General features: G+C 75.0%; 13 protein-coding genes. 4 read left to right on the forward strand and 9 right to left on the reverse strand.

All coding sequences use genetic code 11. The features are described 5' to 3' along the window. The first annotated feature begins 20 nt into the window (after window positions 1-20). On the forward strand, window positions 21-806 hold the full coding sequence (locus HUT06_RS22310; RefSeq protein ID WP_176197505.1) for an ABC transporter permease subunit: 786 nt from the start codon (window positions 21-23) through the stop codon (window positions 804-806). Window positions 807-864: 58 nt separating this feature from the next. On the opposite strand, the gene HUT06_RS22315 is transcribed toward HUT06_RS22310, so the two are convergent. From HUT06_RS22315 to HUT06_RS22340, 6 genes are all read right to left on the reverse strand, one after another. Beyond that, on the reverse strand, window positions 865-1,440 hold the full coding sequence (locus HUT06_RS22315) for an FxsA family protein (RefSeq protein ID WP_176197506.1): 576 nt from the start codon (window positions 1,438-1,440) through the stop codon (window positions 865-867). Between the two features lie 77 nt (window positions 1,441-1,517). Then, on the reverse strand, window positions 1,518-2,264 hold the full coding sequence (locus HUT06_RS22320) for a polyprenol monophosphomannose synthase (protein WP_176197507.1): 747 nt from the start codon (window positions 2,262-2,264) through the stop codon (window positions 1,518-1,520). Window positions 2,265-2,269: 5 nt separating this feature from the next. Then, window positions 2,270-3,949, reverse strand: a complete 1,680-nt coding sequence (gene lnt, locus HUT06_RS22325) for an apolipoprotein N-acyltransferase (protein WP_254715324.1) — start codon at window positions 3,947-3,949, stop codon at window positions 2,270-2,272. 567 nt (window positions 3,950-4,516) lie between these two features. Next, on the reverse strand, window positions 4,517-4,912 hold the full coding sequence (locus tag HUT06_RS22330; RefSeq protein ID WP_176197508.1) for a hotdog fold domain-containing protein: 396 nt from the start codon (window positions 4,910-4,912) through the stop codon (window positions 4,517-4,519). Then, complete coding sequence (locus HUT06_RS22335; protein WP_176197509.1) at window positions 4,905-5,804, reverse strand: OAM dimerization domain-containing protein; 900 nt, start codon at window positions 5,802-5,804, stop codon at window positions 4,905-4,907. Before HUT06_RS22335 ends, HUT06_RS22330 begins: the two co-directional genes overlap by 8 nt. Beyond that, window positions 5,801-7,426, reverse strand: a complete 1,626-nt coding sequence (locus tag HUT06_RS22340; protein WP_176197510.1) for a lysine 5,6-aminomutase subunit alpha — start codon at window positions 7,424-7,426, stop codon at window positions 5,801-5,803. The genes HUT06_RS22335 and HUT06_RS22340 overlap by 4 nt, the downstream gene beginning before the upstream one ends. Window positions 7,427-7,699: 273 nt before the next feature. Between HUT06_RS22340 and HUT06_RS22345 the strand changes: the two genes are divergently transcribed. Both HUT06_RS22345 and HUT06_RS22350 read left to right on the forward strand, forming a co-directional pair. After that, window positions 7,700-8,464 (forward strand): DUF4239 domain-containing protein, encoded by a 765-nt coding sequence (locus HUT06_RS22345; protein WP_176197511.1) that lies wholly within the window; start codon window positions 7,700-7,702, stop codon window positions 8,462-8,464. Window position 8,465: 1 nt separating this feature from the next. Further along, on the forward strand, window positions 8,466-9,062 hold the full coding sequence (locus HUT06_RS22350; RefSeq protein ID WP_176197512.1) for a hypothetical protein: 597 nt from the start codon (window positions 8,466-8,468) through the stop codon (window positions 9,060-9,062). Window positions 9,063-9,155: 93 nt separating this feature from the next. On the opposite strand, the gene HUT06_RS22355 is transcribed toward HUT06_RS22350, so the two are convergent. Next, window positions 9,156-9,956: an SAM-dependent methyltransferase gene (locus HUT06_RS22355; protein WP_176197513.1), complete on the reverse strand. Its 801-nt coding sequence runs from the start codon at window positions 9,954-9,956 to the stop codon at window positions 9,156-9,158. Window positions 9,957-10,055: 99 nt separating this feature from the next. On the opposite strand from HUT06_RS22355, the gene HUT06_RS22360 reads away from it, so the two are divergent. Next, window positions 10,056-11,648: a SpoIIE family protein phosphatase gene (locus tag HUT06_RS22360; protein WP_176197514.1), complete on the forward strand. Its 1,593-nt coding sequence runs from the start codon at window positions 10,056-10,058 to the stop codon at window positions 11,646-11,648. Window positions 11,649-11,694: 46 nt separating this feature from the next. Here HUT06_RS22360 and HUT06_RS22365 read toward each other — a convergent pair whose 3' ends face one another. After that, window positions 11,695-13,026, reverse strand: coding sequence for a DUF2252 domain-containing protein (locus HUT06_RS22365; RefSeq protein WP_176197515.1), 1,332 nt, complete (start codon window positions 13,024-13,026; stop codon window positions 11,695-11,697). A 52-nt stretch (window positions 13,027-13,078) separates the two neighbouring features. Continuing rightward, entirely contained in the window at window positions 13,079-14,167 is a 1,089-nt protein-coding gene (locus HUT06_RS22370; protein ID WP_176197516.1) for a zinc-binding dehydrogenase, read from the reverse strand. Between the last annotated feature and the right edge of the window lie 135 nt (window positions 14,168-14,302).

Genomic DNA, 14,302 nt, shown 5'->3' on the forward strand with positions numbered 1-14,302 from the left:
TGTGCACGAGGGCGGTGTGCGTGAGGGCGGCGCACGCGGAGTGGACGAAGCTGCGGACGCTGCCGAGCACCTGGTGGATGCTGCTGGCGCTGGCGGGCCTCACGGCGGCGGTGGGCGCCGCCGTGACGGGGTCGGTGGACACCTCGCACTGCACCAGCCCCGCGGGCTGCATGGAGGACACGCCCAAGCTGGCGCTGTCGGGCGTGCAGATCGGGCAGGTCGCGGCGGTCGTGCTCGGAGTCCTGGCGGTCGGCGGCGAGTACGCCACCGGGACGATCGCGGCGACCCTGGCGGCGGTGCCCCGGCGAACCGCGGTGCTGGCCGCCAAGGCCGCCGTGGTCGCGGGCGCGGTGGCCGCCGCCGGGACGGCCGGAGTGCTGGCGTCGCTGGCGGCGGGGCGGGGCCTGCTGCCCGGGAACGGGTTCACGGCCGCGAACGGGTACCCGCCGCTGTCCCCGCTGGACGGCCCGACGGCGCGGGCCGCGGCCGGCACGGTGCTGTACCTGGTGCTGGTGGCGCTGCTGTCGCTCGGGGCGGGGACGGCGCTGCGGGAGCCGGCGGCGGCCATCACCGCGGTGCTGGCGCTGCTGTGGATCGTGCCGGTCCTCACCCGGCTCACCGCGACCGGCGTCTGGCAGGAGCGGCTGGAGAAGGCCGCGCCGATGACGGCGGGCCTGGCGGTGCAGGCGACGCGGGGGCTGGACCGGCTGCCGATCGGGCCGTGGCAGGGCCTGGGCGTGCTGGCGTGCTACGCGGCGGCGGCGCTGCTGGCGGGCGGGGCGCTGTTCGCGCTGCGGGACGCCTGAGCGGCGCGGGCCGAGGCGGGGCGCGGTCGGGCGGATGCGGTCGGGCGGGCGGGTGCGGTCAGGCGCGGGAGGCCGTGTCGTCGTCCTCGCGCACGACCTGCCCCCCGGCCTCGCGATCCCCGGCACCGTCCTCGCGGATGACCTCGCCGCGGACCACCGGTCCCGGCGGGGTCTCCACGCGCCCGGGCCCGGGGCCGCGGCCGAACGGGTCGAACCCGGTGCCGCCGAGGCCGGGCGGGAACACGGTGGCGGCGCGCTCCTCGGCCGCCCGCATCCGCCGCTCGGCGAACCGGGACAGGGCACGGCGGGCCAGGGGCCGGGTGAACGGCAGCACGAGCAGCAGCCCGGGGACGTCGGTGAGGAAGCCCGGGAACAGCAGCAGCATGCCGCCGGCCATGACCAGCGCGGCGTCGCCGAGTTCGCGGTCGTGCAGGACGCCGCTGCGCAGGGTGTCGTTGAGGGCGCCCCAGGCCCGGCGGCCCTCGCGCCGGACGAGCCACACGCCGAGCACGGCCTCGGCGGCCAGCAGCCCGGCCGTGGCCCAGCCGCCGATCGCGGCGCCGACCTGGAGGATCACGAGGATCTCCAGCACGGGCACGGCCAGGATTCCCAGGACGATCAGCAGCAGCGGCATGGCCTCATCTTCGGGTCGGGGTGAGCCTCTCCCCTACAACAACGCCGGGACGGGCCCGAACGTTTCCCGCGCCGGGGTCAGCGGGGCGGGCGGATCTTGCTGACACGGTCGGACATCCCCCACTGGGTGATGCGCAGCGCCGCCTCGGCCATCACGTCCCGGCTCATCTTGCTGGTGCCGTGCTCGCGTTCGACGAACGTGATCGGCACCTCCACCACGCGCAGCCCCTGCCGCACGGCCCGCAGCGCCAGGTCGATCTGGAAGCAGTAGCCGCGCGAGTCGACCTCCTCCAGCCCGATCTTGGCCAGCGTCGCGGCGCGGAACGCGCGGTAGCCGGCGGTGGCGTCGTGCAGCGGGATGCCGAGCATGAGCCGGGCGTAGGTGTTGGCGCCGCGCGACAGCGCCTCGCGCCGCTTGGGCCAGTTGCGCACCTTGCCGCCGGGGACCCAGCGGGCGCCGATGACCAGGTCGGCGTCCTCCAGCGCGGCCAGCAGCCGCGGCAGTTCCTCGGGCTGGTGGGAGCCGTCGGCGTCCATCTCGACCATGACGTCGTAGCCGTGCTCGGCGGCCCACCGGAACCCGGCGATGTAGGCGGGGCCGAGGCCGTCCTTGCCCTGGCGGTGCAGGACCTGGACCTGCTCGTCGGCCGCGGCCATCGCGTCGGCGACCTCGCCGGTGCCGTCGGGGCTGGCGTCGTCGACGACCAGGACGTCCACCGACGGGACGGCCGCGCGGACCCGGCCGGTGATGCGCTCGATGTTGTCCCGCTCGTTGTAGGTCGGGATGATCACGAGCACCCGGCCCAGGCCGGCTGGGATCTCCATCGGTGTCAATTCCCCTCGTTCTTCCTGGCTGTCCATGCCGCCGCGAGGACGGCGCCGAGCCCGAGCGCCGCCAGCGCCCACTCCGGCGCCGCGCCCACCCGGTCCGCGGGCGTCCGCGCGGTGCGCGCCGGGACGGTCCGGACCTGGATGTCGGGGACGAACTCGCGTGACTCGTCGAGCATCCGGCCGTCCGGGGCGACGATCGCGCTGATCCCGCTGGTCGCGGCAACCAAGATCGTACGGCCATGTTCGACCGCGCGCAGCCGGGACATCGCGATCTGCTGCGGCGGCAGGGTGGTGCGGCCGTAGGTGGCGTTGTTGGTCTGCACGACCAGCAGGTTGCCCGCCGCCACGTCGCGGACCTCCTCGTCGTAGGCGACCTCGAAGCAGATGACGTCGCCGACGGTGACCGGACCGAGCCGCATCACCCCCGAGCGGGTGCCCTTGGCGAAGTCGCGGGGGATCCGCTCGAACCGGGTGATCAGCTTGGTGAGGATGTCGCGGAACGGCAGGTACTCCCCGAACGGGACGGGATGCCGCTTGACGTAGTAGTCGCCGGGGCCGCTGCGCGGGTCCCAGACGATGCCGCGGTTCTCGACCTTCTCGCCGTCGGGGGTGTCGGTGAGCGCGCCGACCAGGACGGGCACGCCGACGTCCTTCACCGCGCCGTCGATGGCGGTGTAGGCGTCGGGTTCGGCGTAGGGGTCCAGGTCGCTGGCGTTCTCGGGCCACACCACCAGTTCGGGGCGGGGCAGCTCGCCGGCGCGGACCCGGGCGGCCAGCTCGTGGGTGGCCTTGACGTGGTTGTTCAGGACGGCCTTGCGCTGGCCGAGGAAGTCCAGGCCGAGGCGCGGGACGTTGCCCTGGATCACCGCGACGGTGACCGGGCGGCCCGACGCGGGGGTGGGGATCAGCAGCCCGCCGCCGGCGAGCGCCGCGATCAGCGCGAGGGCGCCGGCGACCGGGACCAGGGCGCGGCGCAGCCGCGGCGGGCGCTCCTCCCCCTCGCCGGGGTCGGCGGCGCGGCGGGCGGCGCGGGCGCGGTACGCGGCGAGCGCGGCGTAGGCGAGCAGCCCGCCGATCAGGGCGGTCGCGAACGTCACCAGGGGCGCGCCGCCGTAGGACGCGTACGGGGTGAGCGGTGTGGCGGTCTGGCTGAAGGCCAGCCGCGCCCACGGGAACCCGCCGAACGGGACCCGGCCGCGGATCAGCTCCTCACCGACCCACAGCGCGGCCGTCCACAGCGGCCAGGCCGGCAGCCGCGTGACGACCGCGATGCCGGCGCCCAGCGGCAGGAAGTACAGCGCCTGGACGAGGCTGAGCACGATCCAGCCGTCCGGGCCGATCGCGGAGATGCCCTCCAGGACGGGCAGGAAGAACGCGGCGCCGCCGACGAAGGCGACCCAGGCGCCGGTGCGGGCGGGCAGGCCCCGCAGCGCGAGGGTGAGCAGCGCGACGCCCACCGGGGCGAGCGGGGTGAGGTCCAGCGGCGGGAACGCCAGCCACATGGTGAGGCCGGCGGCGACGGCCAGCAGGGTGCGGGGCCAGCCCGCGCGGCCGCCGCGCCGCACCGCGCCGCGCAGCCGGCTCAGCCGCCCGCGCGGTGCCGCGGCGCCGGGCGCGCCGTCCCGGCCCTCGCCGGGGCCCCCGGCCGGCGACCGGTCGCGCAGGGTCTCCTGGGCCACGTCCCCACCTCGTTCGCTCGTTCCCTGCCCGGAACGCTACCGGGCGCGGGCGCCCGCGGCGACCACGCCCGGGCCGCCGGGAGGGCTGGGGGAGACCGGTGCGGGGGTCCGCAGGCGCGCGGAGGTCCGGACACGGAAGAGGGCCCGCGACATCCGTCGGGCCGGAGCCGTCCCACAGGCGGTGAGAGCGAGCCTCCGTTTTCTACTGGATGTCCGGGCCCTTCCCGGGTCCAACCCCCCGCGCGATCGGGCGGCTCCGCCCGGGCCCGCTCCCGGAACACCGCACTGGCTGAGGCGGACACGAAACCGGACCACTCGCGTGGTCCCCGTCCCCGTCGTGGTGCGATGCCCGGCGGCGCCTCGGGCGGCCGATCGGTGAGTCCCGTGCTGGACTGCAGCAAAACTACCGGCTTCCGGCCTCATGTCAACCGCCGCATGTTCTGCGGGGACTCACGTCGTCGCAGGTCAGGGACATGATCAGCCGTCCGCGAAATCGGCTGCGAAGATCGCCGCGAGCGGCGTGGCGGACACCGGCCGGGCGGCGGGCGGGCAGCCGGGGGGCGCGGGTCAGCCGCCGGGCGCGGCGACCACCACCGTGCCCGTCGCGGTGACCGCCACGATCGGCTCCGCCAGCGCCTCGGCGGCCGACTCGCCCTTGTCCGGGCGGCCCCGGCACACCACGCGGGCCTCGAACTCCATCGCGCGGCTGCGGGTGCCGGCGCGGACCAGCACCGCGGTGGTCTCCAGCACGTCCCCGGCCTTGACCGGGGCGTGGAACTGCACGTCGGAGTAGGAGGCGAACAGGCCCTCGTCGCCGTCGGTGCGCACGCACAGCTCGGTGGCCGCGTCGCCGAACAGCCCGAGGACGTAGGCGCCGTCGACCAGGTCGCCGGCGTAGTGGGCGTGGGAGTAGGGGACGTAGCGGCGGTGGGTGACGGTCGTCCCCTCGCGCGGATCACTCATCGTCGTCTCCTCCGTGGTCGTCTCCGCCGCGGTCGGTCGGCTGGTCGGTCGGCTGGTCGGTCGGCTGGTCGGTCGGCTGGTCGGTCGGCTGGTCGGGCAGCAGGGCGTGGACGAGGTAGCTGGCGACCTCGGCGGGCGTGGTGCCCCTGCCGAAGATTCGGTCGACGCCGAGGTCGGCCTCGGTGACGGTGTCGAAGCGGGGGCCGCCGACCACCAGCAGCGGCCGCCCCATCCCGCCGGCCACGGCGGTCGGGTACTCGGCGTGGAACGCGGCGGCCATCTGCTTGGTGTTGTGCAGGTGCGCGTTGCGCTGGGTGACGACCTGCGACACCAGGACGGCGTCGGCGTCCTCGGCCTTGGCGCGCTCCACCAGCTCCTCGACGGTGACCTGGGCGCCCATGTTCACCACCTGGATCTCCCGGTAGTACTCCAGGCCCTTCTCCCCCGCGAACCCCTTGACGTTCAGGATCGCGTCGATGCCGACGGTGTGGGCGTCGGTGCCGATGCAGGCGCCGACGACCACCAGCCGCCGGTTCAGCGCGCCGCGGATCGCCAGGTTCACCTCCTGGGAGGTCAGCAGCGGGTAGGCGCGCTCCTCGGGGGCGGGGATGGAGGCGTAGTCGATCGGGTGCCGGACCCTGCCGTAGACGATGAAGAAGGTGAAGTCGGGCCCCATCGGCTTGGCGTGCACGACGCTGGCGGGGTCCAGGCCCATCTTCCCGGCGAGCTGCAGGGCGGCGGCCTCGGCGCGCTTGCCGGCGGGGACGGGCAGGGTGAACGACATCTGCACCATGCCGTCGCCGGTGGTGTCGCCGTAGGGGCGGATCACCTGGCGGGTGTCGGCGGGCTCGGCGGGAGTCCGGGTTCCGGTCCCGGGGCTCTCGACGGTCATGCGGGCACCTCCTGCTGGGCGGCGCTGCCGGCGCGGCCGGCGTGCGGGTCCTCGGTGTCGAGGATGTCGATGGCGGGGTTGAAGTAGCCGTCGGCGCGGGGGACGACGCCGTCCAGGCCCTTGCCGCCGCCCGGCGGTCGGCGCGTGACGCCGAAGGTGCCCTCGGCGATCGCGTCGAGGAGCCCGTCGTCGGCGATGCGCTCGAGCAGGTCCACCGACTCCGCCAGCACCTGCCGGGCGCGCTGGACGATCATCCCGTCCGGGCGGGGCACGAAGTCCTCGGCGAGGCTCCCGCAGGCGTCGCGGACGTAGCGGACGTTCTCCAGCGCGAGGTCGCGGTCCGACAGCCAGGGGGTGTGGATGCCCTCGGTCATCATCCCGATCAGGATGATCGACTGGCCGGTCATCACGCCGGCGAGGTTGAAGAAGGCGTCCAGCAGGTAGCCGGCGAAGATGTTGCCGGTCATGTGCTTGGTGGGCGGCATGTACTTCAGCGGCGCGCCGGGGAACAGCTCCCGGACCAGCTGGGCGTGCGCGAGCTCCAGCCGGAACGACTCGGGCACCGCCGGGTCGATCTCGAAGGCGTGGCCGAGGCCGAGCTGGGCGTCGGCGAGGCCGGCCTCGTGCCCGAACCGCTCGTTGAGCAGCTGGCTGACGACGACGGTGTGCGCGGCGTCGACCGCGTCGGCGGTGGTGAGGTAGTTGTCCTCGCCGGTGTTGATGACGATGCCGGCGCGCGCGTGGACCTGCCGGGAGAACCGCTGGTCGATGAAGGTGCGGCGGGGGTTGATGTCGCGGAAGATGATGCCGTACATGCAGTCGTTGAGCATCATGTCCAGGCGCTCCAGCCCGGCGAGCGCGGCGATCTCCGGCATGCACAGCCCGGAGGCGTAGTTGGTCAGCCGGACGTAGCGGCCGAGCTCGCGGGAGACGTCGTCCAGCGCGGCGCGCATCAGCCGGAAGTTCTCGCGGGTGGCGTAGGTGCCGGCGTAGCCCTCGCGGGTGGCGCCCTCGGGGACGAAGTCCAGCAGCGACTGGCCGGTGGAGCGGATCACCGCGACGACGTCGGCGCCCTCGCGGGCGGCGGCCTGCGCCTGCGGGATGTCCTCGTAGATGTCGCCGGTCGCCACGATCAGGTAGACCAGCGGCTGCGGCGGGTCGGCGCTGTCGGGGGCGGGCAGCTCGGCCAGCAGCCGGTCGCGCTCGGCGCGGCGCCGGTCGATGCGGGCGATGCCGCCGCGCGCGGCCTCGGCGGCGGCCTTGCGGGCGTGGCCGGCGTCGGCGCCGGACGGGAGCCGGAACGACACCCGGCCCGCGGCGGCCGCCTGGGCGAGGTCGTGCAGGGAGCCGTGCGGGCCGGTCAGCAGCGCGTCCCAGACCGGGAGCGCGAGGCCGTGCTCCAGGCCGACCTGGTCGCGGACGGCGTCGGCGAGGTGGTTGGCCCAGGGGCGCCCGCCGTCGTCGGCGCCGGCGAGGCCGGCCAGGCGCAGCAGGGCCCGCTCAACCGAGACGGTGGTGTGCGAGCGCGCCATCTCGATGATCGGTTCCGCGGCGCGGGCGGCGAGCCGCCGGGCGGTGCGCACCGCCTCCGGGTCGAGGTCCAGCTTTCCCTGCGGCGCCATCGCCGTCTCCCCTCACGCAGCCGCCCCTCTCAGGCCGGTCCGAACAATCGTCCTTCATACCGGGTGCTCTACGGGAGATCTTCCGGCATGAACAGCGTATTTCACAAGAAGTCGCGGCACATTCGTCCGACCTGGCCGCGCCCGTGCCGATCACCTTCCCTGTCCGGGCGGTCATGTCACCTTCAGGTGACGGTCAGCGCCGAACCCACCGGTAACGACCGTACGTGAAATTAAACTCACCCTCAGTGATAACGCCCTCAACGCGGAGGTGGCATGATCCTTTACTGTGCGGCCGCGGCCTGCGCGATCGGCGTGGTGCTCGTGGCGAGCCGGCTCGTCCGCCGCCTGAAGGGCGTGGACGACCCCGACCCCGACGGCCCCACCACCGCGCACGCCGGCGCGATGCTCTCGGCGCTGTTCCTGCTGGCGTTCGCCATCGCCATCGTGGTGCCGTGGACGACCGCCGACGCGGCGCGCTCCAACACCTACACCGAGAGCCAGGCGATCTCCGAGGCCTACTGGGCCGCGAACCGGCTGCCCGCGTCCGACGCGCGGCACGTCCAGGCGGAGCTGAGCCGGTACGTCGGCCTGGTCCGCGGCCCCGAGTGGCGGCTGATGGAGCACGGCCGCCTCAGCTCCGACGGCCAGCGCGACCTGGACGACCTGCGCCGCTACGTCATCGCCGTCAAGGCCGACTCCGACGAGCTCAAGGACGCCCGCAACGCCGTGCTCGACCACCTCAGCGAGATCTCCGGCGCCCGCAACCAGCGCGCCGCCGACGCCCGCACCACCCCGCCCACCGGGCTGCTCGCGATGACGCTGCTGACCGGCGTCGCGGTCCTGCTGCTGCCGTTCCTGTCGGGCGCCCGCCCGCGCGGCGCGACGCTCGTGCCGCTGTCGATCATGGCGGCGCTGCTGGCCGCCGGGGCCTACCTGACCGTCGACATCTCCCATGTCTTCGGCGGCGCCCTCGCCGTCGGCCCGGAGGCGTTCACCCACCTGCAGGCCGAGCTGCAGCGCGTCGGGGCGGGCGGCTGAGATGCGCCCGCTGCCGTTCCGGCCCGCCGCGCTGCCGGCCGTGCTGCCCGCCGCGGTCGCGGGCGCGCTCGCCTTCCCCGCCGCCGCGCTCGCCGACCCGACCCCGCACCCGGTCATCAGCGTGTGCATCGACATCCAGATCGGCCCCGGCGCCGGCCAGGGCGGCTCGCCCTGCGAGCCGCACACGCCCCCGCCGCCGCCCCCGCCCGAGACCCCGGCTCCCCCGCCGCCGCAGGAACCGCCCGCCCCGCCGGAGGAACCGCCGCCCCCGCCGCAAGAGCCCCCGCCGCCGCCCGAGGTGCCCGCGCCGCCCGCCGAACCCGCACCGCCGGCCGGCCACTCCCCCGCGCCGGCGCCGCATCCGGCGGCGCCGCCGCCCCGGCCGGTCGCCGCGCAGGCCCCGCCGGCGCCGCGCACGCGCCCGGCCCCGCCGCCGCCCGCGCCAAAGCCCGAGAAGGCGTCCCCGGAACCGGCGCACACGGCACCGCGCGCGGCGAAGGCGCCGCCGCGCCGCCGCGACCCCCTCGACACCTCGCTCGTCCTGGTCGTCCTCGCGGTCGTGATCAGCGCCGGCACCGCGATCGCCTTCGCCCGCTGAGCCGCCCGCCGAGCCGCCCGCCGAGCCGCCCGCCGAGCCGCCCGCGAACGGGCGCGACGGGCGGGGCGCCGGGGGGGCGGGCGGCGCGGGGCGTCAGGAGAGGCGGCCGACTCCGCCGTAGACCAGGAACCGCTCCGGGTCGTCGACGGTCTCGCCCTCGTCCGGGCGCCACAGCGGCACGTACACCAGGCCCGGGTCGAGCAGCTCCCAGCCGTCGAAGAACCGCAGGATCTCCGCGTGCGACCGGGCGACCGCCGGGGAGCTGGCCCGGTCGTAGAGCTTGCCGATCGCGGCCGTCTTGCCCGGCTGCGCCTCATGGGTGAGGTGGGAGACCACCAGGTGGCTGCCGGGGGCCGCGGCGTCGCGGAACGCCGCGACGATCGCGCCCGGGTCCTCCTCGGGCTTGACCAGGTGCAGGGCCGCCACCAGCAGGAACGCCACCGGCTCGGACAGGTCGACCAGCCGCTTCAGCTCCGGGTCGGCGAGGATGTCGGCCGGGCGCCGCATGTCGGCCTGCAGGATCGCGGTCTGGTCGTTGCCCGCCAGGATCGACCGGCTGTGCGCGACGGCGACGTCGTCGTTGTCGACGTACACCACCCGCGCGTCCGGGTTCACGCTCTGCGCGACCTCGTGCACGTTGCCCTGCGTGGGGATGCCCGACCCGATGTCGACGAACTGCGCCACACCCGACGCCGCCAAAGAGCGGACCGCGCGCCGCAGGAACGCCCGGTTCGCCCGCGCCAGCTCCCGGGCCTGCGGCTCCACCCGCAGCAGCCCCGTCGCAAGGTCACGATCCGACGCGAAATTGTGCGCTCCGCCCAGCAGAAAGTCATAGACCCGTGCGACGCTTGGTCTTCGACTGTCGACCTCGGGTGGGATCCACTCGGAGTCCATGCATCGTCTCCCTAATGACCGAGGGGTGCCGTCGCGGGGCGGACTCAGCGTAACCCGAGCCGCTCCGCCGAGCGCCCGTAACCGGGACAGCGAGGACCGATGTCCGAACAGCCCGCACGACCGGAGCCGGTGACCGTCCTGCTCGCCCCCGACGGCAGGGTCACCGGGTGGAGCGAGGGCGCCGCCCGCCTGTTCGCCCGCGGCGCAGGTGAGGCGGTCGGCGCCGCGCTGCCCGGCCTGCTCGGCCGGCCCGGTGCCGCCGAGCCGCTCGCCGCCGCGCTGAAGATGGCCGCCTCCGGCCGCCCCTGGTCCGGGGTGCTGCCGCTGTCGGGCGACGGCGTCTCGGTCACCTGCGCCCCGATCGCGTGCGCGGACGGCGGCACCGCCGCCGTGCTGACGGTGTCGCCGCCCTGGGCCGACGGGCTGGAACTGCTCAACGAGGCGGGCCGCCGCATCGGCTCCACCCTCGACCTGCACCGCACCGCCCGCGAGATCGTCGCCGTGACCGTCCCCCGGTTCGCCGACGCCGGCGCCATCTACGTGCTGGAGCGGCTCCTCGCCGACGACGACCAGCCCGCCGCGGAGGCCGACGGCTCGGCGGTCGTGCGGCGCCTCGCGGTCGCGTTCGCCGAGGACGACCCGAGCGAGTGGGCCCGCGAGTTCCCCGTCAACGAGGTCATCGTCTACCCGCCGTCCACCCCCTACGCCCGCTGCCTGACCGCCGGCGCCATGGTCGAGTTCGGCGGCGACGCCATCCAGGACACCATGGCGCTGCACACCGGCCGCGTCATCGACGGGCTGCTGGACCACGTGTCGCTGCTGGCGGTGCCGCTGGTGGCGCGGGGCAGGGCGCTGGGGTTCGCGGTGTTCAGCCGCAAGCGCGGCCGGCTGCCGTTCGCCGCCGCCGACACCGCGCTGGCCGCCGAGCTCGCCGGGCGCGCCGCGACCTGCGTCGACAACGCCTGCCAGTACCGGCGCGAGCACCGCACCGCGACCGCGCTGAAGGCCGGGCTGCTGCCCGCCGGGATCACCGTCCCGCCCGGCCTGGAGATCGCGCACCGCTACCGGCCGGCGCGCAGCGGCGTCGGCGGCGACTGGTACGACGTGGTCCCGCTGCCCGGCGACAAGGTCGCGGTCGTCATCGGCGACTCGGTCGGGCACGGTGTCACCGCCGCCGCCGCGATGGGGCAGCTGCGGGTCGCCGCGCACACCCTGGCCAGCTGCGAGTTCCCGCCCGCCGAGGTGCTGGAGCGGCTCGACTCCATCGCCCAGGGCCTGGACGCCGCCCAGTTCGCGACGTGCCTGTGCATGGTGTGCGACCCGGCGACGCTGCGCTGCGAGGTGGCGTGCGCGGGGCATCCGCCCCCGCTGCTGGCGCTGCCCGACGGGACGGCGCGGCGGTTCGCGTTCCCGCACGGGCTGCCGCTCGGCGTGTCCGACTGCGACCACCCGCCCGCCTACGAGCAGCTGGCGGCGGAGATCCCGGCGGGGGCCACCCTGGCGTTCTACACCGACGGGCTGGTGGAGAGCCGCATGCGCAACGTGGACGAGGGCATCGCCCGGCTCGCGTCGGCGCTGGTCGCCTCCCAGTCGCAGTCGCTGGAGGACACCGCCGACGGTGTCCTGGCCCTGCTGTCCGACCAGCAGGGCCACGACGACATCGCGCTGCTCCTGATCCGCCCGGCGCCCTGACCCCGAGCACCTGACCCCGAGCACCCGGCGCCGGGCCCGCCCGGTCCTACAGGCCGGGGATCTCGTGGTTGCGGAAGGCGTCGACGAAGTAGGTGTGGTCGTCGCGGACGATCTCGGCGTACCGGGTGCCGAACGCCACCATCGCCTCGACGAACGCCGACTCGTCCGGGCCGATCACGGCGTTGATGGCGTCCTCGACCTGGAACCCGACGAGGGTGTGGTCGGAGTCGGTGTCGGACACGCAGTGCACCTTGGCGGTGGCGCGGCCGAGGTCGTCCAGCACCGAGAGCATGTCCTCGGGCTCGGTGAGGCCGCCCCAGTCGAGGTCCTCCTCGTAGGGGGACAGCTCCTGCACGACGTAGCCGACGCCGCCGATCTGCGTGTGGCCGAGCCACGGGTCGCTGTTGGCCTGCAGCGCGCGGCGCGACACGGCGGTGCGGTGCCCGTGGTGCTGGAAGTAGGCGCGGATGCGCTCGTCGTGGACGACGCGGCTCGGCGCGGCGACGTTGCCCTGCTTCATCGACAGGACGACGTCGTTCTCCAGCGCCTGGGTGTTGCCCTCGACCAGGATGTTGTAGGCCGACAGCCCGGCCGAGCCGATGCCGAACCCGGACGCGCCGACGATGTCCTTGACCTGGTAGGTGAGGCTGCCGAACCGCTTCTCGGCGGGGATCGTCGCCAGGTACTCCCGGTAGGCGGCCTCGACCTCGGCGCGCTCGGCGTCGCCGAGGCGGCGGACGCCGGGCCGGTCCCGGAAGCGGCGGTCGGCGCCGTCCACGACCGTCATCTCCGCCAGCAGCCCGATCCGGGTGCCGCCCATCGCGGCGACGAGCACGTCCCGGACGTACCCGTCGGTGGTGTCGAGGGTCAGCGCGAACTTCTCGTCGCCCTCGTGCGCGGCGAAGTGCCGGACCTGGTCGACGTAGGCGCGCACGTAGGCCTCGATGAGCCGGCGGATGTCGGCGTCGGAGATCGCCTTCTGCCAGGCCAGCAGCGCCAGGCTCGCGACGAGCCGCTTGACGTCCCAGGTGAAGTGCCCGACGTAGGCCTCGTCGTAGTCGTTGACGTCGAACACGAACACGCCGTCGTCGTTCATGTAGGTGCCGAAGTTCTGCGCGTGCAGGTCGCCCTGGATCCATACGCGGGAGGTGCGCTCGTCGGCCCACGGGTCGTCGTCGCCGGCGATGTCGGCGTAGAACAGGCAGGCGCTGCCCCGGTAGAACGCGAACGGGTCGGAGGCCATCTTGCGGAAGCGGCGGCGGAACTCGGCGGGGCTGCGCTCCATCAGGTCCGAGAACGCGTCGACCAGGACGTCGACGATCTGCGCCCGGCGCTCCTTGGGGTCGCGCCCGCGCAGCTCCTCGGTGATGCTCGCCATTCTCTCTCCCTCGATGATCGGGTGACCCCCGCCGCTGCCGGGGCGTTCCCGGTCATTGTGCCGAATCCGGACCCGTCCGGGAGGTGAACAGCGCGCGCACCGCCGGTTCCGTCCGGACCAGGTCGAGGGCGGTCTCGGCGTGCCCGGGGACGTACCCGTTCCCGATGAGCATCGTGACGTCGGCGGCGAGGCCCTCGGCGCCGAGCGCGGCGGCGGGGAACGAGGTCGCCATGGAGAAGAACACGATGGTGCCGCCGGGCGCGGTGGCGAGGATCGCGCCGTGCTCGCAGCCGGGGACGTCCACGCACACGACGGTGACGTCGACCGGCTCGCCGACGGCGGCGGCGACGGCGACGGGGTCGCGGGCGTCGGCGCGCACGACGGTGTCGGCGAGGCCGGCCGCGGTGAGGCGGTCCTCCTCCTCGGCGGTGGGCACGAGCCCGATCACGCGGGACGCGCCGGCGCGGCGCGCGGCGGCCAGCGCCAGGCAGCCGGACTTGCCGGCGGCGCCGAGCACCGCGACCGCCGGGGCGCTGCGGGCGGCGACGACCCGGGCGGTGAGGGCGGGGGCGCCGCAGACGTCCATGACGGCGAGCGCCAGCGGGACCGGCAGGTCGCCGGGCAGGACGGCGGCGATGGAGCGGGCGAACAGGATCGCGTGGCCGCGGGCGGGCACCTGCTCCGACAGCCCGTCCCAGCCGGCGAGGCCGTCGGTGACGGCCAGGGGGGTGAGGGTGAGGGAGACGAGGGTGGCGACGCGGTCGCCGGGCTCCAGGCCGAGCGGCGACTCCGGCCCGGCCTCCTCGACCACGCCGACGAGCATGCCGCCCGACCCGGTGACGGGGTTGTGCATCTTGCCGCGCTCGCCGATGATCCGCAGCACCTCGGCGCGGATCGCGCCGGGGTCGCCGCCGTGCGCGGTGTGCAGCTGCCGGTAGGACGCGGCGTCCAGGTTGAGCCGCTCGACGCCGATGCGGACCTCGTCGGGCCGGATCCGCGGGTCGGTGTCGAGGCGGTGCGCCGCCTGCGGCAGCACGCCCGCGGGCTCCAGCACCCGGTGCAGCCCCACCGCCGTGCCCCCGCCCGCGGCACCGCCCCCGCCCGTGCCCGTGCCCGTGAGGGCCGTCCCGCCGTCGGTCATCGCCGTCCCGCCTCTCTCCCGAAAACGCCCGGTGTAGCGCAAGATGTTCAGGGCACCACTAGTTTCAACGAAAGTCTTCCCGTAACGTCGGGCCCATACAAGAGTTTTGCGCGATCAATGTGAGGCTAGGAGGCG

This window comes from Actinomadura sp. NAK00032, from assembly GCF_013364275.1.
Lineage (GTDB): Bacteria > Actinomycetota > Actinomycetes > Streptosporangiales > Streptosporangiaceae > Spirillospora.

Excerpts from the sequence above, each read along its gene's own strand:
- HUT06_RS22315 (WP_176197506.1), bottom strand. The coding sequence starts at position 1,440 with ATGCCGCTGCTGCTGATCGTCCTGGGAATCCTGGCCGTGCCCGTGCTG.
- HUT06_RS22320 (WP_176197507.1), bottom strand. The coding sequence starts at position 2,264 with ATGGAGATCCCAGCCGGCCTGGGCCGGGTGCTCGTGATCATCCCGACC.
- HUT06_RS22330 (WP_176197508.1), bottom strand. The coding sequence starts at position 4,912 with ATGAGTGATCCGCGCGAGGGGACGACCGTCACCCACCGCCGCTACGTC.
- HUT06_RS22335 (WP_176197509.1), bottom strand. The coding sequence starts at position 5,804 with ATGACCGTCGAGAGCCCCGGGACCGGAACCCGGACTCCCGCCGAGCCC.
- HUT06_RS22340 (WP_176197510.1), bottom strand. The coding sequence starts at position 7,426 with ATGGCGCCGCAGGGAAAGCTGGACCTCGACCCGGAGGCGGTGCGCACC.
- HUT06_RS22345 (WP_176197511.1), top strand. The coding sequence starts at position 7,700 with ATGATCCTTTACTGTGCGGCCGCGGCCTGCGCGATCGGCGTGGTGCTC.
- HUT06_RS22350 (WP_176197512.1), top strand. The coding sequence starts at position 8,466 with ATGCGCCCGCTGCCGTTCCGGCCCGCCGCGCTGCCGGCCGTGCTGCCC.
- HUT06_RS22355 (WP_176197513.1), bottom strand. The coding sequence starts at position 9,956 with ATGGACTCCGAGTGGATCCCACCCGAGGTCGACAGTCGAAGACCAAGC.
- HUT06_RS22360 (WP_176197514.1), top strand. The coding sequence starts at position 10,056 with ATGTCCGAACAGCCCGCACGACCGGAGCCGGTGACCGTCCTGCTCGCC.
- HUT06_RS22365 (WP_176197515.1), bottom strand. The coding sequence starts at position 13,026 with ATGGCGAGCATCACCGAGGAGCTGCGCGGGCGCGACCCCAAGGAGCGC.
- HUT06_RS22370 (WP_176197516.1), bottom strand. The coding sequence starts at position 14,167 with ATGACCGACGGCGGGACGGCCCTCACGGGCACGGGCACGGGCGGGGGC.